At 39.8% G+C, this 26230-nt stretch carries 23 protein-coding genes; 7 read left to right on the forward strand and 16 right to left on the reverse strand.

Going from position 1 to position 26230, the window contains the following annotated elements; translation table 11 throughout:
- Nucleotides 1-184: 184 nt before the first annotated feature.
- Both CWC02_RS21120 and CWC02_RS21070 read right to left on the reverse strand, forming a co-directional pair.
- Nucleotides 185-319 carry a tyrosine-type recombinase/integrase gene (locus tag CWC02_RS21120; RefSeq protein WP_502705399.1) on the reverse strand — a complete coding sequence of 45 codons (135 nt, stop codon included), beginning with the start codon at nt 317-319 and terminating at the stop codon, nt 185-187.
- A complete protein-coding gene (locus CWC02_RS21070) occupies nt 267-833 on the reverse strand; it encodes a phage integrase N-terminal SAM-like domain-containing protein (protein ID WP_502705402.1) in 567 nt (188 codons plus the stop codon). The genes CWC02_RS21120 and CWC02_RS21070 overlap by 53 nt, the downstream gene beginning before the upstream one ends.
- Before the next feature lie 688 nt (nt 834-1521).
- Between CWC02_RS21070 and CWC02_RS07335 the strand changes: the two genes are divergently transcribed.
- From CWC02_RS07335 to CWC02_RS07360, 5 genes are all read left to right on the forward strand, one after another.
- Nucleotides 1522-2127, forward strand: coding sequence for a DUF998 domain-containing protein (locus CWC02_RS07335; RefSeq protein WP_138617360.1), 606 nt, complete (start codon nt 1522-1524; stop codon nt 2125-2127).
- A 115-nt stretch (nt 2128-2242) separates the two neighbouring features.
- Nucleotides 2243-2824: a hypothetical protein gene (locus CWC02_RS07340; RefSeq protein ID WP_138617363.1), complete on the forward strand. Its 582-nt coding sequence runs from the start codon at nt 2243-2245 to the stop codon at nt 2822-2824.
- 648 nt (nt 2825-3472) lie between these two features.
- Nucleotides 3473-3928: a hypothetical protein gene (locus CWC02_RS07345; protein ID WP_138617365.1), complete on the forward strand. Its 456-nt coding sequence runs from the start codon at nt 3473-3475 to the stop codon at nt 3926-3928.
- Nucleotides 3929-3970: 42 nt separating this feature from the next.
- Nucleotides 3971-4459: a hypothetical protein gene (locus CWC02_RS07350; RefSeq protein ID WP_138617367.1), complete on the forward strand. Its 489-nt coding sequence runs from the start codon at nt 3971-3973 to the stop codon at nt 4457-4459.
- 575 nt (nt 4460-5034) lie between these two features.
- The gene (locus tag CWC02_RS07360; RefSeq protein WP_054552146.1) at nt 5035-5592 is read left to right on the forward strand and encodes a GNAT family N-acetyltransferase; all 558 of its coding nucleotides are present in this window, start codon (nt 5035-5037) and stop codon (nt 5590-5592) included.
- Between the two features lie 158 nt (nt 5593-5750).
- Here CWC02_RS07360 and ppiC read toward each other — a convergent pair whose 3' ends face one another.
- From ppiC to CWC02_RS07405, 9 genes are all read right to left on the reverse strand, one after another.
- Nucleotides 5751-6029, reverse strand: a complete 279-nt coding sequence (gene ppiC, locus CWC02_RS07365) for a peptidylprolyl isomerase PpiC (protein ID WP_054552145.1) — start codon at nt 6027-6029, stop codon at nt 5751-5753.
- 69 nt (nt 6030-6098) lie between these two features.
- On the reverse strand, nt 6099-6437 hold the full coding sequence (locus CWC02_RS07370) for a hypothetical protein (protein WP_138617368.1): 339 nt from the start codon (nt 6435-6437) through the stop codon (nt 6099-6101).
- A 47-nt stretch (nt 6438-6484) separates the two neighbouring features.
- Nucleotides 6485-9535, reverse strand: coding sequence for a S8 family serine peptidase (locus CWC02_RS07375; protein ID WP_138617370.1), 3051 nt, complete (start codon nt 9533-9535; stop codon nt 6485-6487).
- Between the two features lie 337 nt (nt 9536-9872).
- Nucleotides 9873-10502 (reverse strand): lysoplasmalogenase, encoded by a 630-nt coding sequence (locus CWC02_RS07380; RefSeq protein ID WP_138617372.1) that lies wholly within the window; start codon nt 10500-10502, stop codon nt 9873-9875.
- 58 nt (nt 10503-10560) lie between these two features.
- Nucleotides 10561-10959: a thiol-disulfide oxidoreductase DCC family protein gene (locus tag CWC02_RS07385; RefSeq protein WP_349304108.1), complete on the reverse strand. Its 399-nt coding sequence runs from the start codon at nt 10957-10959 to the stop codon at nt 10561-10563.
- A gap of 2 nt (nt 10960-10961) precedes the next feature.
- Complete coding sequence (locus CWC02_RS07390) at nt 10962-11984, reverse strand: zinc-binding dehydrogenase (RefSeq protein WP_138617376.1); 1023 nt, start codon at nt 11982-11984, stop codon at nt 10962-10964.
- A 13-nt stretch (nt 11985-11997) separates the two neighbouring features.
- A complete protein-coding gene (locus CWC02_RS07395; protein WP_138617378.1) occupies nt 11998-13404 on the reverse strand; it encodes a TolC family protein in 1407 nt (468 codons plus the stop codon).
- On the reverse strand, nt 13397-16543 hold the full coding sequence (locus CWC02_RS07400) for an efflux RND transporter permease subunit (protein WP_054552138.1): 3147 nt from the start codon (nt 16541-16543) through the stop codon (nt 13397-13399). Before CWC02_RS07400 ends, CWC02_RS07395 begins: the two co-directional genes overlap by 8 nt.
- Before the next feature lie 6 nt (nt 16544-16549).
- Nucleotides 16550-17716: an efflux RND transporter periplasmic adaptor subunit gene (locus CWC02_RS07405; RefSeq protein ID WP_054552137.1), complete on the reverse strand. Its 1167-nt coding sequence runs from the start codon at nt 17714-17716 to the stop codon at nt 16550-16552.
- A gap of 118 nt (nt 17717-17834) precedes the next feature.
- On the opposite strand from CWC02_RS07405, the gene CWC02_RS07410 reads away from it, so the two are divergent.
- Nucleotides 17835-18779, forward strand: coding sequence for a LysR family transcriptional regulator (locus CWC02_RS07410; protein ID WP_054552136.1), 945 nt, complete (start codon nt 17835-17837; stop codon nt 18777-18779).
- Nucleotides 18780-18790: 11 nt separating this feature from the next.
- Here CWC02_RS07410 and CWC02_RS07415 read toward each other — a convergent pair whose 3' ends face one another.
- Nucleotides 18791-19834 carry a GGDEF domain-containing protein gene (locus CWC02_RS07415; RefSeq protein ID WP_054552135.1) on the reverse strand — a complete coding sequence of 348 codons (1044 nt, stop codon included), beginning with the start codon at nt 19832-19834 and terminating at the stop codon, nt 18791-18793.
- 199 nt (nt 19835-20033) lie between these two features.
- Nucleotides 20034-20882: a DUF6279 family lipoprotein gene (locus CWC02_RS07420; RefSeq protein ID WP_138617380.1), complete on the reverse strand. Its 849-nt coding sequence runs from the start codon at nt 20880-20882 to the stop codon at nt 20034-20036.
- A gap of 545 nt (nt 20883-21427) precedes the next feature.
- On the opposite strand from CWC02_RS07420, the gene CWC02_RS07425 reads away from it, so the two are divergent.
- Nucleotides 21428-22150, forward strand: coding sequence for a tetratricopeptide repeat protein (locus CWC02_RS07425; protein WP_054552133.1), 723 nt, complete (start codon nt 21428-21430; stop codon nt 22148-22150).
- A gap of 19 nt (nt 22151-22169) precedes the next feature.
- Here CWC02_RS07425 and CWC02_RS07430 read toward each other — a convergent pair whose 3' ends face one another.
- The 3 genes from CWC02_RS07430 to CWC02_RS07440 all read right to left on the reverse strand — a co-directional run bounded on the left by CWC02_RS07430 (nt 22170) and on the right by CWC02_RS07440 (nt 26169).
- Nucleotides 22170-23582, reverse strand: coding sequence for a coniferyl aldehyde dehydrogenase (locus CWC02_RS07430; RefSeq protein ID WP_138617382.1), 1413 nt, complete (start codon nt 23580-23582; stop codon nt 22170-22172).
- Nucleotides 23583-23721: 139 nt separating this feature from the next.
- Entirely contained in the window at nt 23722-25152 is a 1431-nt protein-coding gene (locus CWC02_RS07435; protein ID WP_249364084.1) for an SLC13 family permease, read from the reverse strand.
- A 57-nt stretch (nt 25153-25209) separates the two neighbouring features.
- Nucleotides 25210-26169, reverse strand: coding sequence for a porin (locus tag CWC02_RS07440; RefSeq protein WP_138617386.1), 960 nt, complete (start codon nt 26167-26169; stop codon nt 25210-25212).
- Nucleotides 26170-26230 lie beyond the last annotated feature (61 nt).

Raw genomic sequence — 26230 nt, forward strand, 5'->3', positions numbered from 1 at the left:
CCATTTTTGGATATAAATGGGTTGGTGCTGAAGGACAGTTTTGTGCCAAAATCAGAAAATAAGCCATACCTTGATTATGCCCCAAAATAAGTTAGGTTAAATGCTCTAACTGCTGCTTTGAGCAATCAAGAAACGGTCCAAGCCCTATACATTGAATGATAAGTTAACGCATCTTTAATAATAGCTAGAAAATTTTGCTTAATGGGCTTACAACACCGTTTGCTCCTTGTTGTAAAACATGGGTGTAAATCTGTGTGGTTTTGACATCAGAATGGCCCAATTGTGCTTGAACGGTGCGAATATCGGCGCCACTTTGCAATAGGTGCGTTGCAAATGAATGGCGCAAGGTATGAGGCGTAATAACCTTTGTAATCAAAATCAATGTCCTTTACTCGCAATTGCACCGCTTCCATCACACGCAAACCACTTCCATACATTAACCCCGTGATTAAGTAATATCGCTTGGAAAGATGACTCATCAATTGCTTTACTTCATCAGGCGTCATCACTACAGGCAGCTTAGGTTGTCGATTACTTCGTGCAAAATTCAAGTTTAAAGAAAGCTCATTTTTGACAATATGTTTATATAAAAAAACGAGCGCATTTAAAGCTGCACTTTGTGTTCTAGGTGACATATTACGTTTTAATACAATATGGTCTAAAAACGCTTTGACTTCTGCATCTCCCATTGAGCTTGGGTGACGTTTGTTGTGAAAGTGAATAAATTTTGCGATCCAACCTAAATAAGCATTAATTGTTCTTAATGAATACTGACGAGTGAGCATATAGTCTGCAATGTAGTTTAAATAAGGAGAGCGAGTTTTCATTTTCATTCCTTTGAAAAGAAGCTGTATATATATACAGTTTTAGCTCAGTTGCTCGTATAGTCAAGAAAACGACCCAATCGCTCGTTTTTATCCTGAGGTAAAAGCGAGAACTCCTAAATTTTAATAACACTGGTAATTAGTTAACAAGTTTGTTAGAAATAATCTAATAAGAAAAACGAGCTACGCTGTGGTAGAAAAACGCGCGATTAGCTCGCTATAAACATGTTATATGCCTATGATATTTTTGAGCCGTTCTACAGCTTTGGTGTTTCTTCTTATAAGTTTTATCATGCTATATGGTGTAGGTGAGCGCTTTTTAGGTGCATTATGGATGCTCTATAAGTTTTATGGGAGCAATGGAGAAGGGATTTCGCTTGGTGTCTCAGTGACACTTACTACTTACCTTGTCTCATTTGGTTTAATAGCTGTTTCAAGAGTTCTGTTCACCAAATCTGGTGATAAGGTTGTTTTATCACTATCCAAAGTTACGGGCTACATAGTGTGGTCTGGGCTAATACTTTTAACTATTTTGCTTGTTACACCACTAGCTCACCTTTACTCGAGATAGCGGCATATAACAAAGCAAATTAAAAGTGCGGACAAAAAACAGTTGGCTTTGTTCGTGCCTCACAAATTATAGCCAACTATTTTTAGCCGTTTATTTGCGGCGTTAGTTTACAAAAGGAGTTTGGTGGTGTTTGAGAGTATTGCGGTTTATTCAGGATTAATTGCAACAATCTGGATTTTCATTGGCGTTTATGTAGCAAGTAGGTTTTATGATGGTTACAGCCATTCTAAGCAATTTTGTAGTGAGTTAGGTGCGACTGGTAGCCCAACTGAAAAACTATCTCCTTTAATTAATAATTATCCTCTTGGTTTTCTATTTTGCTTTTTCGGCTGGTACCTGGCTCAACTATCAAATGTTTCAACTTTAGTGAATGTTTCGGGTTGGTTAGTTATAGCTCATGGTGTTGGTACATGGGTCGCAGGTTACTTCCCAATGGACGCCGATCCATTTACTAAAAATCCTACTTTTAATTGTAAAGTACATTCTTGGGCTGGTTTTATCATGTTGCTTTCTCTCGTTGCGGCACCAATATTAATAGCTATAAGCCCAACAACTGATATTATCCCTCTATATTTTCGTGTATTTTCAGTTATATCTGTTGTCGCTGCTATTTATTATCTCTTTACTATGGCTAAAGCCGTCAAAACACAAAGCAACCCAGGCATACATCAACGTATTTCTTATGGTATCCAGCTAATGTGGCTAAGTACCTTTTCAATAGTGCTGGTGTAATTGTAAACTAACAAACGCTTTAACCACAAAGGACGCAAAACAGCAGGCTTGCGCTCCTTCGTCGCTAATTTTAGCCTGCTATTTTTCGCCGGTTAGGCAAGCGTTATAAATCACTATGAGCATCGAAGAAATCTTTAAAATAGCAGCTGCAATAATCGCATCACTGGGTGGTGGTGCATTGTTGCTTGCCGCATTCTCCCATTGGCTTGGAAGCTTATGGGCAAAGCGCATGCTGCAAAATGAAAGAGCCACGCATGAGGAGAGCCTCCAAAAACTAAAGGCTAAGAATGAGGCAGCCCTAGAGGACTTGAAAGCTCAAATAGATACCTTGAAGCAAAAAGAGTTGAATCGTCACTTTGATAAATTGGCTATCTACAAGGATGTGATTCATATAGTTTCAGAAATTCTTAGAGAACTAGAGGCAGTTGCCACATCAACGCAAGAGTCTATTAGTGCAGACGTTGAGCATTCCTTCGCCCTAAATCGAAATAAAGCTTATGGCTACATATCGTTAGTTTCCTGCCAAGAAGTGCTGGATAAATACAATGAGATGATCGATTTCTTTATTCCATTACTTTACGAGGGCAAGCAAGCGACATGGGAGCAGATGAGAGAAAAAGCTGACTCTATGCTAAATGCCATGCGTAACGATCTTGGGATAAATGAAGGAGAAGTCGTGTATAGAGGCACAAGGTGATTTATAACAAGGCCAGCCAGAGGGACCAAAAAACCGCCGCTTTCGCTCTGGTTTTTCGGCCCCTGCTGGCGACGTTATAAGCCACAATAGCCACCGTCACTTTGGAACCCTGTGAGTATTTTAAAACTAGAGAAACGATATTTTAACTTTTGGCTTTTATTAGCGTATTTCCTCGTTATTGGGTTAATTGATTCCCAATTATTCAGCCCAATACTCATATTATTAGCTATTCTTTTAAGCTACTTATTTCCTGAAAAACGCGAAAGTGGTTATTTCTTGGATGCTATTGATTTAGGGGGAGTATTCTGACCAATATTTATATGCATTATATCGAGCGTTTCTTTCATACACGTATATTTATTTGGCATATTCCATTAACTATCAGCTTTCGTTGGATATAGTATTTTTTATTTTCTGGTGCACTGGCGGTTTTTTATATTCATTCGCGGCTACATTTGTACCCAAGGATGGCTTCAAAACAGGCGGTAATTTTAAAGTAGCTCAACTTTATGCAATCATGTATCTTTTAGTTACTTTACTATTAACTTATTGGATAATAGTTAGTTTTAAAGGGCTTGATTGGTTTAGTCCCTTAGTCACAAATATCTATCATTTAGTTATCGGTGGCTTATAACAAGGCAATTATGTGTGGGACGCAAAACACTTGGCTTGCGCTCCTTCGTCGCTAATTTTAGCCAAGCATTTATGCGCCCATTAGTAAGGCGTTATATGCCTATGAAAAATATCATTACACCGCTGGTCGTGTTTAGCTTGTTCTCCCCTTTGAGTGCGTTCGCTGGTTCGTGGTATGAGGTAGTTGGGTCTCAGAAGTTAAAATTTCATAAACCTACATTTGAAGAAAAAATGTGGAATTATGTAATAAATAAAACCGATGCAAAGTTTGAAGATAAAAGCAGATATTCATTCAAGTACCAAGTTAAAGGTTCTGTTCTTTTGGTACACGCATACTGTGATATAACCGAATCAAATATAAATAGTGATTATATGTTCTTACCTCTTGACGGTGATAGTTGCTTCTTTGAAGTTCAATATGACTACAAGTTAAAAAAATTCCTACTTGTAGCTGTAAATGGCGAAGCTTAGGCATATAACAAGTTACTCAAAAGGACGTAAGGCGTTAGGTTTATGAATAAGCCGATTTTATATTTAAGTTTCTCTTTAATAATTTGCTTTGTAATACTGAAAACAGTCCCATACTGGCCTGAAAGCAAATTGCAGCATGTAGTTTATGTGTTTTTGAATTCAAAAAGTTTTGTAAAAGCTATAAGGGCAACCGAGCAAGAAGGTTATGTTTCAATACAGTGGGTACAAACCTCTGCAGAAACCGAAGTTTCACTAGCTTGGGTTGCTGCAGGTGCCAAATATAAAAAAGTCTCCAACCCAGATTTAAGCAGAATTGTAGTTCCATATAAAGAAAATGGCTTTAATTCACTTTGGCTTCAAAAAGAGGGTGAGGCTTGGATATTAAGAAAAGCTTTTTCCTTTAAAAGTGAGTACGGAATTGGTGAAGGTGCTTACGCTTTAGGTAAGAATATTAACCCCAAAGATGTGTGTTTACCAAAAGTACAATGTTTAGAGCACTTGTTTGATAATTGGTATGTTATAAAAAATTAGTATGCAAAAATAAACCTAACAAATTAATTAAACAGTGGACGTAAAACAGCAGGCTTGCGCTCATTCTTCGCTTAGTTTAGCCTGCTATCTTCCGCCGTTTATTAAGGCGTTATATGCCTAAGAGAGTTATATGAATATTGCTATTTTTGTTGTTTCATTTGTAGTCTATATAGGGATCTGCTTGGCTACCGTAAAACTCCATAAACATGTAGCAGATAATCTTAAACGGGTTAATCGACGTAATTTGCTAAACTTATGCAGCCAATATATTTTGTTTCTGTTGTTTATCGTTACCTACATCCCGTTTAGTATATTCTTCCCTGCGTGGTTAAATGCAAAACTTAGTATTGTGCAAGAGTCCCAAAATGCAACCACTGTTTTCATTTTACTGGGATGTTTAACGCTAGCAATTACTATGTGGCTAGGTTATAAAAAAACTAAGCAGGTTAATTGGTAATCGGCATATAACAAGTCAATTAAATGGACGCAAAACGCTTGGCTTGCGCTCCTTCGTCGCTAATTTTAGCCAAGCATTTATGCCGCTTAAAACGGCGTTTTATTTCAAGGAAGACTAAGTGCAATTTCCAGAGCTAGAAACATCTCGTTTAATTCTTAATAAGTTATCAAAAAGTGACGGACAGGCTTTACTTGATATTTTCACTGATGAAAACGTTGTTAGATATTACGATATCGATGTTTTTAATTCAGAAAAACAATCATTGGAGTTAATTGATTTTTTTAATCAACGCTTTGCTGACAAAGTAGGTGTTCGTTGGGCTATTCGAGTTAAGAGTTCGGGAAAACTAATTGGTACGTGTGGATTTAACTCAATAAACTTGAAGATGAAAAATGCAGGTATTGGCTATGAGTTAGCCTCAAAGTATTGGGGGCTTGGCTATGCTTCCGAAGCTATTAACACGATTATCCAATTTGCATTCTCTAATGACCAACCTTTAGGCGAACTCTACCGGATCCAAGGTGATATTATGATTGGAAATGCTGCTTCTGAGTCAGTGTTAAAAAAGCTAGGTTTCAAAGAGGAAGGAATTAGGCGTTCAAGTGGTTTCTGGAAAAACGAATTCCATGATTTAAAGTGTTTTGGTTTAATAAAACCTGAATTTAAAGAAATATAACAAGTTAATTAAACTAAAGACTTAAAATAGCCCTTTGAATTACAAACTATAACGGTCTGATTTTGGGCAAAGTGAGTTAAACCTAGCGCTTTAACTCACTGAGATGAAAAGTATAAGACTAACAACATGTCTTACACTATTTAGGCAGGCTTTAATTTTTAAGTTCTATATAGCACTTTAATAACATGCCAACCAAAGCGCGTTTTCACTAAATGTGGCTCTAAGATTTCGCCGCTGAAAGCTACTTTGTCAAACTGTGGCACCATTTGACCGCGTCTGAATTCACCCAAATCGCCGCCTTTTTTACCCGACGGACAGGTTGAATATTTTTTAGCTAACGTCTGAAACTTCGCACCTTTTTTAAGTTGCTTGATGATGTCTTCAGCTTGTTCTTTATGCTTAACAAGGATGTGCAGTGCGTGCGCTGTATTTGCCATGGAAAATCTCGTAAATTAAAACGCGCGTATAATAACATAAAAACGCATAATCACTGATATGTTATCTAGTTAATCAGGCTGGCTTACAGGTAAATAATGAACTCTTTTCACTCCTTTGAGACTGTTAAGTGTTTGAATGTGGGACTTTAATAAGCTTGGCTCTATGTTTTTATCGAACTCAATGATTACACGCCCGAGCTCTGGGTCTACAGCTCTTAAATAGCCACTATTCACTTTTGAAAAATCAGCTAACTCAGCAGACTCAACATATTCTTTTGCTACAGACAAAACGAGTACACCACATTCATACTTTAAACCTTCGTAAACGCACTGATTTCGATCTTGCTTACAAGCACTTATAAAGCTCGTAAACAAAAGGATGTTGAAAATAAAAATACGCTTAAACATTATTGCCCCTAAAAAGCGGGTATTTATTAAAAATACCCGCTATTACTTTACTCTGCTACAGGAACTGTAATTGGTAGAACAACCCTTCTTAGAACAGCACTTTCATCACCTCTAACCCATAAAATAACTTCATAGTTTAGTGGTTCTATTGATGCACTTTTAACGCCTTGCAATGTTACATCAAAAGTTACTGTGTCACCTGGTTTAGCCGCCTGGATGACTTCTGGTGTGATATTAGCTACCCACTCTTCTCCAGAGATATGTTCAATCGAAATATCAATCTCTTTCAGCGCTTCATCTAATGCTTCAGAGATTCTATCTGCGATTTCATTACTGTCTGTTGATAGCATAAATGATACACCGCCCGTTGCGCTTACAACACGGTTGATATCTTCTGTTGTATCACTGTTACTACCACTTTGAAGTCCAAACACCGTGATGCCGTTATCTTGCAGCTCACTAATAACTTGTGTGAAACCTGCACCTGGATAGTCAGTTTCGAGATCAGAATCATGGAAAGCGGCATCGGTCGCAAGTAGCACAACCTTTAATGCCCCTTCACGCCAACCTATACTAGAAGGCGATATTTCACCCGCGTCTGTGTATTGACCGTCGTCGTTGATATCGCGTCCTGCACCTGTTGCTACTTGATAAAGGCCTTCAAGTTGTGACTCTTGATAATCACCGCCATAAAAGGTCTCTAAACTAGTAATACCTGACTTCACATCATCAACATTAGTGGTAACTTCTTGAAGTAAATAAAACGCTTCATCACCACTTCCTGCACTACCATACCCATCAATTGGAAAATCAGAAAATGCCGATACACCAAAGGCTACGTTAATACCCCGACCAGTTAAGTTATCAAGGATTGCATCAGCTTGTGTCTTTAAATTACTAATGTCATCGTCATAGCTACCGCTAACATCAATTAAAAACATAATATCTAATGCATTTACTGTTGTTTCTGGTAAAGAAAACTCAATGGTTTTATTAATTTCAGTGCCTTTGCTCAATGAAGTAGCTGCCATAACCTCAAGATCAGAGTCCACTGTTAATTGTGCTGTTTTAACTGCCGAATTAAGGTTTAGTAGTTTTGTAGGTGATGTAGTGCCTACATCTTTAGACTCATCAGATAAAACAACTGTATTACTTGCAGTTGAAAGTAAAATATCACGAACTTCAGCGGCTTTTAACGATGAGTTGATACCTTTGATCAAACCAGCAGAACCTGTGACTAAAGGCGCAGCATATGATGTCCCGCTTCCAACTTCGCCATTACCCCAACCTAAATCGACACCGGGCGCAGCTATATTTACCACTTCTCCCATACGTGAAAAAGTAGCATCCATATTGCTACTATCAGTCGCAGCAACAATTAGCGCGTTTGTTTTCCACGCATCAGCGCCAATATCATCTTCAGATAGTAATAGTTGGTGATCAGCTTTTTCGCAGTTGTTACCTGCAGAATACACAAGTAACGCATCTTTTGATTTTGCATATTCAACAAGGTTGGTTTGATTTAATCGCCAGCTACGACGGCTTTGTAACCTTACTTCAGTTGGATCTGAGCACTTACTTGTATCACCCCAAGATAAGTTAACAATACTTGCGCCATTATCTATTGTTGCTTTAGCACCAGCAATTAAGTCAGTTACAAATGTTTTCTCGCCAATGCCAAATGGGCAATCAGCCGCATTTAAAATTCCATCACAACGTCTAAAATACACATCGGCATGAATAACATTTGCATACGGGTTAACCCCCGAATAACTTTTACCTTCTGCCATATTGTACGCTGCAACAAAGCTAGTAACCCACAAGCCATGCTCTGAATCAGTATCGTCAGTATCTGTGGTTACATAACCTCCGTCTGCTAATATCTGTAATCGAGATAGTCGTGACTCACCTAAACTAGTTTGTGAATCTGAGATACCTGTATCTACAACTCCCACTTTTACTGATTCTAAACTGTCTTCTTCAATAGCTTGCCATGCTTTATCTGCAGAAATGATACTGTGCCAATAATCACCTGTGTAAGTCGATTCATCTTCAACACTTGCAACCTTCTTAGCCATTGCCAGCTGCATCGATTTATTCGATTTTCGCTTTTTAAATTTGATCGGATTTTCTCGTAGGCTATCTGGCGCTACAATTTCATTTAATCCAGAGTGACGTACCCCTTCAAGGTTTGCTAGATCATTAATCAACACAGACTCTTCAGCTGTATCTCTAACCCTTACTTGCATTAATTTTAATTTTTTGTCGTAGCTGTTTAATGAACCACCCAATGAATCAATTTTATCGAGTACTGCCTGCTGCTCTTCAAGGGTAATATCTTCTTTTAAATGCACTAGTACTTCATTTTGAGCTGCTTCAACGCTTCTTCCATTAACCTCAATAGTTTCTAAGCCTTTAGGTGAACCAAGCGCGTCTGTAGGTACATTGACAACAATTACATCAAGCGTTTGAGTAAATGTTTGACCATCGTTATCAGTAACAAGAAGCTCAAATTGAAGCTCTTCATCAAAGTCTACATCTGGGGCTGTGAACTCAAGGTTAGTGTTTGAATTATCGGCTATTTCTACCTCAACGCCACTTACTTGCGACCATGCATAAGAGATAACTTCACCATTTGGATCAGATGCCTCAAGATTTAAGGTCGACGCTGTATTTTCATTAATTTCTTGGGGATCTTTAGCATCAATTACAGGAGCAATTAATACATTTTTAATAGTCAATGTTGTTGTATGTTTAGCCGAAGCACCTTGGTTATCTGTTGCTGTTAATTCAATTTCAACAGTCGTATCTTCATCAACCTCGGGGGCGGTAATTGAAAAAGTAGCGTCAGTCGTATTAGATAAATCTATTTCTGGGCCTGAGAGTTGTGCCCATTGATAACTACTGATAGTGCCATCGGAGTCCGTTACTTCAGGTTCAAGAGTTAAAGTTGTAAGTTCATCGAAGCTAACTTGATTCTCTGCGCTTATAACAGGTGCAATATTTTGTTTTTCATCATTACTGTCATTATCGCTACCACATGCTGCTAACAATGAAGTAGCAATTAAGGTAAGCGCAAAATTGCGAGGGTGTTTCATTATTTAATCCTTAAATAATTTAATCGTTATTACGAATAAAAGAACACTTTGGAGATATAAGCCTTTCCATGGTTTATTAACTAGAAATGCTAGGAAATATAACAATGGGCTATATATCCAAAACATAAGCACGCTAACATCTTGTCAGTGCGCTCTAGGTGGGAAAGTTTAATACAAAAGAACTATAATGCAACAATCACAAACAAATTTTTCATTTAAACACAACAATTTAACAAGCGAAGCTTACTAAAACCCACTAATAGCAATAATACAAAAAGATGAATTTTGCTCATTTTGTCATCAAGCACCTTGCTATATAGCTAGTTAAATCCTGCCGTTATTTATTTGAATGATGATTTATAAAACCAGTAATTAAGAAAAATTGCGCAATGTAATACATTATCATTATTGCGATATCTGCATGCGCTATTTCTAAATAAAAACGGTTAAGGCCAAGTATAGAGTCTGATATAACAAACACGGCCCCACCTAACACTAAAAAGCCGTTCGATTTATCCGTCATCCAAGTAAGGCTTGCCATTATAGTAAGCACCAGCATGTAGAAAAGCACAGGAAAGAGCATGTCATTTAAGTTTGGATAAAATAAGCAAAAAATGATGATGGCCAAAAAGAGATAAAGAAGTAAAACGTCTAGTCGCCAGTTTTTAATTGGCAACATGGTAATGATATAAAAGGTATGGCTTATAAAAAATGCCGCTAAACCGCCTATAAACAGTTGCCCTGTATCAAGGGCTAGCAGCACATCACCTAGTGCTGAAAAACTAAGAGCGACTAATAAAGTAATAAAAGTGCGATTTTGTAACTGATTGCGCCCTTTTAACACCATCACAATCAACAGGCCGATTGGTAATGTTTTAAATAGCGCCATAATAGGCTGAGTTAATGATGGTATAAAGAGCAGTAAAGCAATGTAAACCGAGCTTAGGGTTAGAAAGAGAATGTTCATATTCTTATTATTGTTACTTGTTCCCAATAACGAGAATAGCAAGCTTTACTCTAAATGTTTATAAAAAATGCTGCTTTTGTCTTTCGGTCAGTAACTTACACTGTGTCCGTTTGCCAAAAAAATGATAACGATGGCGGCCAACCCAATCATACATACGATCGCGAAAGCCTTTTGGCAGCAGCTTGAGCACCTTAGCCAAAGAGAATGGAAAACCTAATTGAGCTGCGATAAATAACACAGCGTCACTTTGTTTATATAACTGGTTATTATCAATCACTAACATTGAAGAGAGTGGATCGTCAACTTGATGCGCCTTTAGTAAACGCTCACCTTTATCGCTTTGCATGGGGCATAACTTAAAGGTTATTTGCTTATCAAAGCGAAGAATAAACTGCACACAAAAATGGCACAGATTGCACTGACCATCAAACAAGATGACTGGGCAGTGAGTTTGCAAGATTAGCCGCTTACTTGCACAACTTGTTTACCGGTAAAGCCACCAGCAAGTTGTTTATTTAAAGCTGCTGAAACAGCCTCTGCGATAAAATCAACGGCATGAATTTGTGGCAGTTTGATCTCGCCACGGGCTGCATTATCGAGTAATAAGTTACCCATAAAGCTCAGCTTTTGCTGCGCACATAAGCTATTTGCAAGCCACGCTCCGCCTAAGGATACAATGCCAATATTTGGTGCGCGCCTAAACATAAGTTCTTGTTCAAATTTAGGTAATTCATTTAAACAGGCAATACGGCCACAAAAGCGCATTAGCTCAACATTACGAATGGTGGTATCGCCACCAATACAATCAAGCACCGCGTCAAAGCCTTGTGGACCTAATTCACGGCGAATTTTATCTTCAAGTTTTGGGTCTTTGTAATCAAACACCACATCAGCACCTAATTGCTTAAGTAACTTATGATTGTGTTTGCTGGCAGTGGTAAACACGGTGGCACCACGTTGCTTAGCAAATTGAATAGCGAATTGGCCAACACCGCCCGCACCTGCATCAATAAACAGTGAATCCCCTTCGCTTAGCTGCAACTTATCAAGAGCAATTAATGCCGTCATACCTGAACAAGGTAAGGTTGCAGCATCTGCCGGTGATACGTTATCTGGCACAACCGAAACCGCATAGTTTGGTACCGTTGTGTATTCAGATAACACACCTTGGTCACCAAGACTGGCGTGCCATACAACACGCGCGCCCACACCTGGGAATACACCTTTATTTGCCTGAACAACCACCCCAACAGCATCATGGCCTAATACATGAGGGTAATGCCATTTACAAAAACCTTGTTTTGCAAAGTTGGCATCACCATGATTTAAGCCTACATATTCAACTTTAACCAAAAGCTCATTGCCTTCAGGGCTCGGTACTGGCACAGAAAGCTCAGATAACGCAATCGCGTCATTTGGCTCAAGCAGTGCAAGCGCGCGCATTGTTGACGGAAGATCTGTAGTTTGTTGAATATGTGACATTGAATACTCTGGGTTAAAGGTTGTTTAGTTCAAAGCTCCAACGACCATTAAATGCTTGATAAGCACTTACTTTGGCCTGTAATGAAGCAATTGTTGAATCAACAGCGTTCTCTTGCGCTATTAAAACATCCTGTCTCGCATCTAACAACTCTAAGTAAGGAATTTGTCCTTCTTGGTACATTGCTTGTGCCTGACCAAATGCTTTATTGGCATAATTAAAACGTTGATCAGCATAACTTAACTGTTGCTGCTGTTTGACTAGTCTTTGTAAAGTAAGTTCACTATCGCTAATGGCTTTTAATACTTTACTTTGATAGTCACTGTAAGCGGCTTCACTTAAAAATTGCTGTGCATCACGCTGCGCTAATAATGCAGGATAGCTGAGTAATGACCATTCAACTTTTGGGGTTACTTGCCATTGTTGCACGGTATCTTCTAAGCCATTGCTGGTTAAGCTCACCACACCTGCAAACCCTGCCAGACTAATATCTGGCATTAATGCTTTTGAGGCGGCAACACTTAGCGAATAAGCCTGACTAAACTGATATAAAGCACTGGTGATATCTGGTCTCAGTGCCATTGCTTCACTGGCTTTAGTAAACGATACGCTAAATTCGTGACTGAGTAACTCAGGCTCTTCTATCAAAGTTATGTCACTGGCAAGTCGCCCTGTTAGCACCGCAAGGGTTGCGAGGTCGCGATATTGCAAGTAACTAAGCTCAGGAATAAGCGCTTGTTGCTGCTTTAACTGCGCAAGAGTACGGTTAAGATCAAGCTCATTCGCAACCCCTTCTTCTACTCGCGCTTTAAGCACATCAATACTTTGCTCGAGCGCCTCGATTTGCATTTCAATAATCGCTTGCTTTTGTACATTACCTTGATAGCTGACATAGCCTTGCACCACGGCAGAAACCACTTCAACCTGTAATGCTCTTAACTGCTCGGCTTGGTTTAGCGCGCCCGCATTAGCTGCATCAACAAGTGCGGTAATACGACCAAACAAATCAAGCTGCCAATTTACGTTCACACCTGCGTTTGATTGGCGCGTAATTGCGCCATCTAAGCTGCTGCGCTCTGCGCCCACACTTAGGCTGCCCTGCGGATAATAATCCGCGCGGGCTGCACCTAAACGGGCAATGGCTGCATCAAGCTGAAGTTGACTGGTTTTTAGGTCGTGATTCATTGCTAATGCATCAGTCACTAAATTGTTTAACTGCGGCGAATCTAAACGGCGCCACCAATTATTCTCGCTTGCACCTTCGTTTTGTTCACCAATTTGTGTATCGCTAACAAATTGTGTCAGGCTCACTTGCTGCTCTTGCATATCAACGCTTTGTGCGCAGCCAGCCAGTGCTCCAGCTAACAGCATCGCACTGACTAGTTTGCCGTGTTTAAAGATTCCATGAAGAGGCTTATGCATCGTGTTGCTCCTTCTGCGATTTTTTAGTAACTAACATATAAAACACCGGGGTGAACAATAAGCCAAACACAGTTACACCAATCATGCCTGAGAACACTGCGTTACCCATGGCATGACGCATCTCTGCACCTGCCCCTGTGGCTAAAACAAGAGGTACAACGCCTGCCGTAAAGGCAATTGATGTCATTAAAATTGGGCGAAGTCGTAAGCGACACGCTTTAATAATGGCTTCAAGGTGAGACAACCCCGTTTTATGCTGATCTCGTGCAAACTCTACCATCAAGATGGCATTTTTACTTGCCAGTGCAACCAGTACGATTAATGCGATTTGCGTAAAGATGTTGTTGTCATCACCAACAAACCACACACCTAATAAGGCGGAGAAAATCGTCATAGGTACAATCAGAATAATAGCCAGTGGTAATCTTAAGCTCTCGTATTGCGCTGCAAGTACCATAAACACAAGCAATACAACAAGTGGGAAAACATACACCATGGTATTACCCGCTAATATTTGCTGATAAGTTACTTCTGTCCACTCAAACTCAATACCATTTGGTAATGTATCGGCAAGGATTGCTTCAATAGCATGTTGCGCTTGATCAGAGCTATAACCTGGTGCTGGGCTACCATTTAATTCAGCTGTAGGGTAACCATTGTAGTGCATTACACGATCTGGGCCTGTTGTTGGTGTGACCGTTAATACAGAGCCTAATGGCACCATTTCACCCATGCGGTTACGTACTTTAAGATTCAAGATTTGCTCAGGATCTTGGCGGTAGTCAGCATCAGCTTGCGCATTAACCTGATATGTACGACCAAACAAGTTAAAGTCATTCACATACACAGAACCTAAGTACACTTGTAAGGCATTGAATACTTCATCAAGTGGGATACCTTGGATCAGCGCTTGCTCACGGTCAATGTCGATATCCATTTGCGGTACTTGAATTCTAAAGCTTGAATAAAGTCCCATTAATGCTGGGTCTTGCTGCGCTTTCGCAATAGTTGCTTGTAAGCTGTTAAAGAGTGCTTCAAAGCCTTTGTTTGCACGGTCTTCAATTTGCAGTTTAAAGCCACCCGTTGTACCTAAACCTTGAATTGGCGGTGGCGGGAATACCGCAACAAATGCTTCATCAATACTAGCAAACTTTTGATTTAACTGAGCCGCAATCGCCATTGCCGACATGCTCGGATCTTGACGCTCTTCAAAAGGGGCAAGCGGTGTAAATACAATGCCGCTATTAGGGCTATTTGTGAAACCATTCACCGATAAACCAGGAAACGATACTGTGTTTGCAACACCCGGTACTTGTAATGCAATTTTTTCCATTTCTTGCACGACTTCTTGGGTTCTGTCTAAACTTGCCGCATCAGGCAACTGTGCAACAGCCACTAAATATTGCTTATCTTGCTGTGGGATAAAACCACCTGGTACTGCGTCAAACAATTTTACTGTGCCACCAACAAGTGCAACATAAGCAACTAATACAATCACACTCATACGAATTAGCTTTTGTACCAGCTTTTCGTAGCCATTGGCGCCTTTATCAAATAAGCGGTTAAAAGGTTTAAATAACCAGTTACCAAATACACGGTTTAATAGTTTAGTTAAACGATCTGGTTTTGCATCATGACCTTTTAATAGTAACGCCGATAACGCAGGCGATAGTGTTAACGAGTTAAACGCAGAGATAACCGTCGAAATAGTAATGGTTAAAGCAAATTGCTTATAAAATTGACCAGATAAACCCGTAATAAATGCCGTTGGAATAAATACCGCACACAATACAAGTGCAATGGCGATAATTGGCCCTGTTACTTCTGTCATTGCAACACGGGTTGCTTCAAGTGGTGATAAACCCTGCTCGATATTACGCTCTACGTTCTCAACCACAACAATGGCATCATCAACAACAATACCAATGGCAAGAACCAAACCAAATAGCGATAAGGTATTAATCGAAACCCCCAACCATTGCATAACCGCAAACGTACCAATTAAAGATACCGGTACTGCAATCAGTGGGATTACTGATGCACGCCAAGTTTGTAAGAACACCACAACAACGATTACAACTAATGCGATTGCTTCTAGTAGCGTTTTAATAACAGCATCAATTGAACCGCGTACGAATACAGTTGGGTCATAAACAATGTCGTATTCAACACCTGCCGGAAAGTCTTTTGATAATACTTTCATGGTTTCACGCACTTGATCAGAAAGCTCAATCGCATTTGAACCTGGGCGCTGGAAAATCGGCATTGCAAGTGCAGGTTGACCATCTAACATCGCTCTTAATGCATAGGTGTTTTGGCCTAATTCAAGGCGTGCTACATCACTTAGGCGTGTAAGCTGACCTTGCTCACCTACTTTGATGATCACATTTTCAAATTCTTCTTGTGAGCTTAAGCGCCCTTTTACATTCATCAGAATTTGAAATTGATTACTTTTCGAGGTAGGTTGCGCACCTAAACTACCCGCAGCAACCTGTTGGTTCTGAGCGCGTAATGCATTTACTACGTCCATTGCTGTTAAATCGCGAGCAGAGAGTGCATCAGGGTTAAGCCAAACACGCATTGAATATTGACCACCACCAAACATTTGCACATCACCCACACCGCCTAAGCGCGCAATTTGGTCTTTGATATACAAATCAGCATAGTTCGCTAAGTAAGTCGTATCATGCGTTTTTTCAGGCGAATACAAATGCACCACCATGGTTAAATCAGGTGATGATTTTTCGGCTACAACACCTAAACGCTGAACTTCTTGCGGTAAGCGTGGAAGCGCACTGTTAACACGATTTTGCACTTGAACTTGTGCACGGTCTAAATCAGTACCTAATGCAAAAGTAACTGTTAAAGTCATGCGGCCATCACTGGTTGCTTGTGAAAACATATACAACATGTTTTCTGTACCATTGATTTCTTGCTCAAGTGGCGTTGCCACTGTTTCGGCAATCACCGTTGGGTTAGCACCCGGGTAATTTGCTGTAACTACAACCGTTGGCGGTACAACCTCAGGGTACTCACTCACTGGCAATTGAAATAGCGAAATTGCCCCTGCAATGAGAAATATAAGCGACAGCATCGCTGCGAAGATGGGTCGCTGGATAAAAAAGTGTGAAAATTTCATTTTGACCTACTGTTTAGCAACCAAATCTGAGTGATTATTTGAAAGAGTAAATGCAATTCCGTCACTATTGATTGTGACTGTGTTTGGTGAAATTGGCATACCAGGGCCAACACGCGCCGGGCCATTCACAGCAATCACATCGTTTTCGTTTAGTCCTGATGTAATCGCACGTAAACTGCCGTAACGCTCACCCACCGTTACTAATTTGTATTCAAGAACATTGCCTTCACCCACAGTGAGTACAAAGCGATTCTTTAAATCAGTCCCAATTGCACGCTCAGGCACAATGACTTTTTCACTTACTTTATTGGCAGCAAGCTTAATACGTGCAAATGAGCCCGCACGTAATTGTTGTTCATCGTTTTCGAACACCGCACGCACACGAAGAGTGCCGGTAGTTTCATTAATTTGGTTATCAATGAAGTTGATTTTGCCATTGTAGTTAAAGCTGGTTTGACCCACTTTTTGCATCACAACCGCTTGTTCACTTTGCGCTGTCACATCAGTAAAAGATTGATTCCATGTACGCTCATCAATATCAAAATAAGCATACATTTGCTGGTTTGAAACAATGCTTGTTAACACGCTTTGACCAGCAAGCACGTTATTACCTTTGGTAATATTCGCACGCGATACAACGCCATCAATGGGTGAACGCACTTGAGTAAATTCTAAATCAAGCTCTGCGGCCGTAAGTTCAGCCTGTAGCGCTAGCAATTGCGCTTCGCGTTGTCTTAGCGTTGATTTACGAGACTCCGCTTGCTCCGTTGAAATTGCTTTACGCTCAGTTAAGCGCTCTGCACGTTTTGCTTCACTTTTAGCCTGCTCTAATGCGGCCTTGGCGCTCTCTATCTGCGCTTTTAAGCTATCTACTACTGCTGCAAAAGGGCGTGCATCAAGGGTGAAAAGCAAATCACCTTCTTTAACACTGTCACCTTCTTTAAAGTTAATTTTATCGATCACACCTGAAACACGCGGCATAAGTGCAACCTCTTGCGGTGCCTCTAAACGCGTTGTGTAGGTGTGCCAATTTTGTACTGGCTTTACAAGTACTTGCGCTACATCGATAGGTTGTAATTGTTGCTGTTGCGCTGATTGGCTAGCTTCGCTACCACATCCTGCCAACGTTAAGCTCGCAATGGTCACTGCCACTGCAAGAATAGATTTGTTCATAACGACTCTCCTGTATTTAGATAGGAGACAATGTTACGCAACTAATTAGTGGATAAAAATGATAGATTTTTAAATTCATTAATGCCAGAATTGCACCAATAGAATTTAAGGAACTGCTATGGATACCACCAGCCGCTTATTAATGTTGCTTGAAGTAATTGAACGAGGCTCATTTGCCAAAGCCGCCGAATCTAGAAATATAGATCGCTCAGTTATTTCAAAACAAATTAGCCGCCTCGAAGATGAATTAGGTGTTCGTTTACTAAATCGTACTACACGTTCTTTTTCGTTGACTGCCGCTGGTGCTGAAATGGTAAAAAAAGCAGCTGAACTGAGAGATTTGTTATCAGATACCGTCAGACTTGCTGAAAATTACCACCAAGAACCCCGTGGTACGTTAAAAATTACCTCATCAAGTATTATTGGTAAACGCTATATTCAACCAGTCATTAACGACTTTCAAAAACGCTTTCCGCAAGTTGAGGTGGAACTTCGTTTAGACGACAGGCTGATTGATTTAGTATCAGAAGGCTATGATTTAGCTTTTCGTGTTGGCGAACCAAAAGACTCGTCATTTATTGCCCGTAAAATTGCCCGCAACCGTATGTTGCTGTTGGCTTCACCGGAATTTATTGAAACTTACGGTATGCCAAAACAGGTTGAAGATTTAAAAGAGCTACCCGCTGCTAGCTATTCAAGCCCAAGTAAACGCATCAGCGGAATTCGTTATCGTAATGCCGATGGCGATATTATTGAGCAAAATATTAAAAGCGTCTTTCGTGCGAACGATGCAGAAGTACTTTTAATGAAAGCTATTTCAGGCAATGCGTATGTTTTGGCGCCGGCATTTATTCTTGACGATGAAGTTAAGCGAGGCGATCTCGTACCCATTTTAACCGATATGGAATTACTCGATTACAGCGCGGTGTATGCTGTTTACCCACACAGAGACTTACCAGTAAGAACGCGTTTATTCTTTGATGCTATGCGTGAATACATAGGCAAAGATATTCCTATTTGGGAGGCAAACATCCCTGATTTCGACACCATGTACAAAAGCTAAATTTATAAACGCTAACTCGCTTTATTATGCTCAATTGACTCTTGGCTCAACTCATAAGCTGTTACAACTTTATTTCGTCCTTGCTGCTTTGCTTGGTATAGCGCATCGTCAGCACGTTTAATAAAGTTTTTCAGGGTTTGATTTGGCATGTAGCAAGCAACACCAATACTAATGGTCAGATTAATTACTTGCTCATCAATATTGTGGATAGTGGTTGATAAGTGCTCGCGCAGCATATCTGCGAATTCATAAGCACTTCTTGGGTCACTACTGGGTAAGAAGATAGCAAACTCCTCACCGCCAATACGAAATACATAGCCTTTACTAATGCGTTGCCTAAAGAAACTGGTTACTTCAATCAAAATGCGATCGCCAACATCATGGCCATACTGATCATTAATATTCTTAAAATAATCAAGGTCGAGCATTAAGATAAACAAGCCATTTTTGTTTTTTAATTCAACTTCAAAATAATGGGTCATTGCCAAGCGGTTCCCCGCGCCAGTCAAAGGGTCGAGCAAGGCTAAGTTTTCAAGTCGCTGTCCATATTCAGCACGACTATTTTCAAAGGTGTGAGATACTGCCCAAATACAGATATATGTAAATGAAAAATTGAGTAAAAAATTAACACTATTGAGAGGTTCAAGACTTGATTTACTAAATAAAATCAGTGCTTGTAATAGTGCAACCATCAAAGACAACACTTGCCCATATTGCTTACCAAGTAATAGATAGAACAATACAGGCAATGAACATGTCCAGATAAAAAGTAAACTCTTAATACTGCTTAAGTAAGTACCTAATGTAATGAGTAAACTTAAAAACAAACACAGAGTAAGTGATTGCCAGAGCTGAGCATTACGTTTTCGGGTATAGAAAAAGATATAAAAACAAAACGAAGCAAAAACGACTTCTAACGCACCTAGAACAACAAAGTCATTTATAAATAGATTAAAAACCGCGAACACGCCCGCTAAAACACCTAGACAAAAGCCCATCCATTTAAGAACGTTATTACGTAAAGCTTGAGTGCCTCTTAGCGCACCAATATCCATTCAGTTTCTCGTTATTATTCTAGTGACTAGATTTTAACTCCAAATTAAAAAATTAGGAACAAATTATTAAGCGAACCCTCATTAAACTACGTTTATTAACATAAAATCTTGAAAAACTGATACTTACTAACTTTTATTTTCAAAACATAAGCTGCTAGCTGCCATCGATTTCATATCACGTGCAAACACATCTAGCCCATTAATCATCAATCAAGTCACTTACCTCTTCGATTAACTCATCAAACTCATCGCGAACGTTACGACGCTGTTTATCGGTTAATGTAGGTTTTAGTTCCACTAACAAATTAACGTAGTTATCGAGATTTTTATCATCGGCTGCAATTAACTCGTCGCTCATAAAAGCTAAGCGATTATTAATGATGACTGCCAACTGGCTATCAAAGTCTGTTGGTTTTTGCTTTTGCATAAATAACGTTTTTAATGCATCTAAACGCCTTTGTTTGTACTGCATCCACATTAAAAATGTACTGACTCGAGAATTTGATGAACTCTCTATGAGTGTTTTTTGCTGCGCAGTGAGTTTGCTACCGAACCACTCTTTATAGTTTTCAAGGTTTTCTTCTAAACGTTCTTTTTTATGTTGCTCAGGCGATCTTTCTTCGTGTTCTTTGTACTCATCATTAATGTTTTCTTGCAGTGCAGCAACAAACTCTACGCGCTGCTTATAAGAAAGTGAATTCGCTAAAGCGATAAGTTCAGGCTCAATTTTATTAATCAATGTTTGCCAGTGCTGCTTCGCTTGTACAAAGTGTGCTTTAAGCTCGTTATGGTCAACTTGCTTATCTAACATGGTCTTTAAATTTTCAAGGTCGCGTTTATATAAGGGGAGTTGTGTTTCTCGATGCCAATCTCGGCTGGCTTTGACAATATGCTCAAATTTATCAGCCTGGTCACTGTTAAGGTCAACATAATCATCAATCCAAAACCCTGATAACCAACCTAAATTATTGTAAGTAAAGCTCGGAGAACACCCTGCTGCTGTAAACAATAAACTAAATACTATTAGATACTTTGATAGCTTTTTCATTGTAGTTTTTTCAAATCCTATTTCAAAACAAAGTAAACTTACCACTAAGAACAAAAATTCAGCAACCAAATTAAATGAAATTAATTATCATTTGAGTATTGACGAACGGTTAAACCTAAGTAATAATCGTTATCAACAACTTGGTTCGCTAGACTATTCTCACAGCAACATCATACTGTTAAAGGTTTTGATGCTGTTTTACCAAGTTAGTTCAAGATGTAACTCTTGATTGTCATCTGTTTCCTCGACCCAAACATAGACATAAAACGTTACACTTTACTTGCTACATTGCTCATATCGGTGACGGTAGATATGACACGAAAAAGCCCGCTAAGGGCTTTTTTTATTTCTTTAATTTTTCTGGAAAATCTGTATCTTAAGCCTACTTGTTAATTGCAAAGCTTGCCGCTGTCTATAAATTGGGCATTTGCAGCTGTTGGGGCTAAACTAAAAGTGATGTTTTGCTCTGAGGCTGTTTGGCAAGGCATTTTATCAATAGCTCAATGCTTTGTTATTGATACCTAACACACATTTGGAGGCAGACTATGATCAAGCCTAATTTTAAATCACTATTGCTCGCTAGCACGTTAATCTTGTCACCTTTAGCAAATGCCAGTCTTGAAGATGCCCAATTAGCGGCAAATGAAGGACGTTTTGAAGAAGCGCTTCATGAATTTAATTACCTTGCAGACAGAGGTTATGCCCCTGCAATGTATGAGCTTGCTAAAATGTACGAAGGTGGCTTTGGTGTGCAACGAGACTATCGTAAAGCAGCAGAGTTGTACGAAAAAGCAGTAAAGAAAGTGCATGCTGATTCAATGTTCGCATTGGGTGTACTTTATCAAGAAGGTAAAGGTGTCAAACTTGATAAAGAAAAAGCCATTTCATTGTATGAAATGGCGTCACAAAAAAACCATCCAGCGGCACAGTTTAATTTAGGGGTTATGTATGCCAATGGCGAAGGGGTAATTCAAGATTACCGTACCGCGCTTAGTTGGTACCAAAAGGCGGCTGCAAATAACTTTACTCTTGCGCAATTCAACATGGCTTTAATGTATTACGAAGGGTTGGGAGTTCCTAAAAATCTCGAAAAATCATACATTTGGAATACCATTGCTGAATACAACGGCAACATGGATGCAAGCCATAGCCGTAAGCTTGATGAGCGAAGTATGATGCCTGCAGAAATTGAAGCTGCTAAAGAAAAAGCAGATGCCATTTATGCAAAAATACAGGCTGGTTTATACGCACCTGACGGTCGTCTATAAATAAACTTCGTACTTGCGCTTAAGGGCGCAAGTACAGCCATTTTAATAGTTTGATCAGCAACTTATTTTGTTTTAGCAATAAGCTAGTGCGAGGGTTAAACTTACCGGATACCAAGGTATTTCGTGCATGGCTAAAGGTTTTAAAACCTTCAATGCCATGATAGTGCCCCATCCCTGACTCACCAATACCACCAAACGGTAGCTGATCTGCTGTTACCTGCATCAATACATCATTAATTGCTAATGTACCGCTTCTGATTGATGTGCTTAATTTACTGATTTTCTCTTTATCGTGCCCCAAAATATACAAAGCAAGAGGTAATGAGTCACCATTGATCGTATCAATCACCTGCTGCAATGACTCATAACCGATAATGGGCAGTAAGGGGCCAAAGATCTCGTCTTGCATGACGCGCATATCATCATTCACTTGCGTTAAAATGTGCAAGCCCATACGGTGTTTTAGTTCATCAACTTGATGACCTTCTATCGGCTCAAATACTTGCGCGCCTTTGTCTTTTGCGTCAACTAAATAAGCAGCTAATCGCTGGTATTGACTCTCGGAGATAATTGAAGTTAGGTTTTTACCTTCAACACCTTGTTTAAAATGTTTTCGGTAAATATCACAAAGCTGCATTACCAACTGATGTTCAAGGCGCTTTGGAACAAATACGTAATCAGGAGCAACACAAATTTGCCCTGCATTGTTCAATTTACCAAATAAAATTGTTTTCGCTGCTTCTTTGATATTTGCATCATCAAGAACAATTACTGGCGATTTACCACCTAGCTCTAACGTCACTGGGGTAAGGTTTTTACTAGCACTTTGCATTACTTTACGGCCGACAGCGGTTGAACCAGTAAACAGCATATGAGCAAAAGGAAGTTGGCAAAATTTTGCAGCAAGTTCTGCTTCGCCTTCAATCACGATACAATGCTCTTTCAATTCATCAGCCAAAATCGTTTTTATAACTGCGTTAGTGTGAGGTGTATATTCGCTTAACTTTAGCATTACGCGATTGCCTGCGGCTAATGCGGTTATGGCAGGAACTAACGCAAGTTGAATTGGATAATTCCATGGGGCAATGATGCCTACAACCCCTTTCGGCTGATAACTGATATGTGCAGACGAAGGCCATAAACTAAGTCCAACACCACGAGATTCATTTCTTGCCCACTTTGGCAAACGCTTAATCACATCACTGATTGTTTTAACTGTTGGGAAAATATCGCCTAGTACAGTATCGAAAGCTGTACGGTATCCAAAATCTTTACTTGAAGCATTCACTAAAGCCTGTTCGTTCTCAATAAGCGCTGCTTTGACGCGTTTTAGAAGCTTTATTCTAATATCTATTGGTAAGTAAGGTTCAGCTAAAAATGCATCGTTCAGCTGATAATATTGTTCTTGTAATTGTGAATCTAGATCGACCAAAACGAGTACTCATCAAAAAGGTTTAAACAACTATAACGATGAATAAAATCGAGAGCAAATAAAAACAGCGCCCATAAAGAGCGCTGTGAGTGGTTGGTAAGAGTTGAAACTATTGTTCTGTATTCATTAATTTTTACATTTAAAAAGCAAATACACTCGCTGCTAAAGTCATTGTTACTAAGGTGATCATGGCAATAGCTATTAAGTTAAGTGCGAACCCAGAACGGATCATATCGCGCATTTGAATTTGCCCTGATCCAAACACAATCGCGTTTGGTGGTGTCGCGACTGGCATCATAAACGCACAGCTACATGCAATTGCAGCAGGAATGACCCACACAAGCGGTGTACCAAATACTGACTCAGCAACTGGGCCTAATAGTGGTAAGAAACCTGCAGCTGTGGCTGTGTTACTGGTTATTTCTGTTAAGAATGTAATAAGAGCCGTTACCGCTAAAACACTTAAAACTAACGGAATAGCGCTTGCGCCCTCGATCATATGGGCAATATATTCAGCAAGGCCAGACGACTTGATTTGTGCAGCTAGTGTTAAACCGCCACCGAATAGTAGCAACACGCCCCACGGCACTTTAGCTGCACTTTCCCAATCAAGGATTCGTTCACCATCGCCTTTATTTGCTGGTAACACAAATAACATCAATGCTGCAGCAATCGCTATGCCCGTATCAGAAATTTTAAGGCCAGAGAAATCAGCAATCATAGGTCTAAAAATCCAGCATACTGCAGCTAAAGCAAATACAACAGCTACGCCTTTTTCAGCGCGCTGCATAGCTCCTAACTCTTGTAACTGTGACAAGAATAAAGATTTAGTGTCTTTGCTTGCACTTTTTGCACATTGTGTATCAACTTTATAAGCAAACTTAGTTAACCACACCCAGCATAAAATAAGCATAACTGTCGCAAGTGGTACACCTACTTTCATCCACTCAGCAAAGCCAATATCAATCTTGTAGCTATCTGATAGGTATGCAGCCATTAATGCGTTTGGTGGCGTACCGATTAAGGTTGCGATACCACCGATGCTAGCACCATAGGCAATTGATAATAACAATGCTTTACCAAATTGGTCATTATCTGGGTTAGACTGTTTAACCAACATAGTAATCGACATTGCAATCGGTAACATCATCACAGCAGTCGCTGTATTTGACATCCACATTGATAAAAATGCCGTTACTAACATCATGGCTAAAATTTGTAGGCTTGGCTTAGTACCAGCACGAAGCATGGTATTAAGTGCAATACGCTTGTGTAAACCCCAACGCTCCATCGCGATTGAGATCAAAAAGCCGCCTAAGAATAAAAAGATCAAAGGGTGTGCATAAGGTGACGCGACCCCTTTGATTGCTGCAATGCCAGCAAGAGGTGATATAACCAGTGGCAATAAAGACGTAGCAGGAATTGGCACAACTTCGCTTACCCACCAAGAAGCCATCCAAAATGCAAGGCCTGCAGTACGTAATGCAGATACACTCATACCCGCTGGTGGATCAATTAAGCAAGTTAATAACATCACTAATGGGCCTAGCAGTAACATCACTGTGCTCATTAATGGGCGTGGCTGTGAGCCATCTTTTGTTTGATTTACTAATGACATACCGACTCCTTAGAACTTGTATTTAAGGCCAAGTGCAACGCTGTTATCTGATTCAAGTTCTAAATCTAAATCAGTATAGAATAAGTAAGCAGTGGTTTGTTTATCGAACACATAGTCAACACCTGCTGTCCATTGTTTACCTTCTTCAGCATGGCGAATCTTTGAGTCGTCTTTAACGTATTGCAGTTTAGGTACCCATTTATCGATTGCATAGCTTGCACTAATTGCATAGCCATTGCCTTCTTTCGTACCATCGGTAGATTCGCTACGCTGGAATAAACCCGCTAACTGTAGGTTTTCATGTTTCCATGCGGCAACCACACGACTTGCTGTTAACTTGTTCAGCGCATCAACATGACTGATAGCGACATAGTAGTCTTTAGATTTTAATGCACGGTCACCATAAATAACCGTTGCCGCAAAACCATCTTCATCGTTGCTACTGTCATCTTTTGGTGCATAAGTTAGCGCAAGTGATGCACCACCATACGTTTTTGAGCTGTAAGTAATGGTATCGCCGATACGGTCTTGACCCGGGATCAACTGAGCGATATCAGCTTGGGTTTCGTTAAAGCCGTCTACTTTACCTTCTGAATATTTAAAACGCGTGTCGTTACGACCGACAACCACTTCACCAAAATCGCCTGCAAGACCTAAGTAAGTATTACGAGCTGAAAATGGCTCATTTGTATCATCATGCTCAAAGCCTTTTACTTGTACTTCGTATTTGAATACTGCTTTAAGTGACTCAGTTAGTTTGTGACTACCTTTAATACCAATACGAGAAAAAGGTGCTTCGATTTGCGTACCTTCATCTGCATAGCGCATAACGCCTGTATCTGTGTTTGCTATTTGAACTTCTGCTTTACCGTATACCGCGTAGTCTGCTGCCATTGCTGAGCCAGCTGTGCTCGCTAAAATCACAGCCGCTGCTACGCGTGTTTTTGTATGAGTGAATATTGTTGTCATTATGCGCCCCTTATTAGGTTCAAATTGTTGTTCCTAACTATTAAGGCAAGTTGGTTGCCAA

The organism is Pseudoalteromonas sp. S2721, assembly GCF_005887425.1.
Taxonomy (GTDB): Bacteria; Pseudomonadota; Gammaproteobacteria; order Enterobacterales; family Alteromonadaceae; genus Pseudoalteromonas; species Pseudoalteromonas simplex.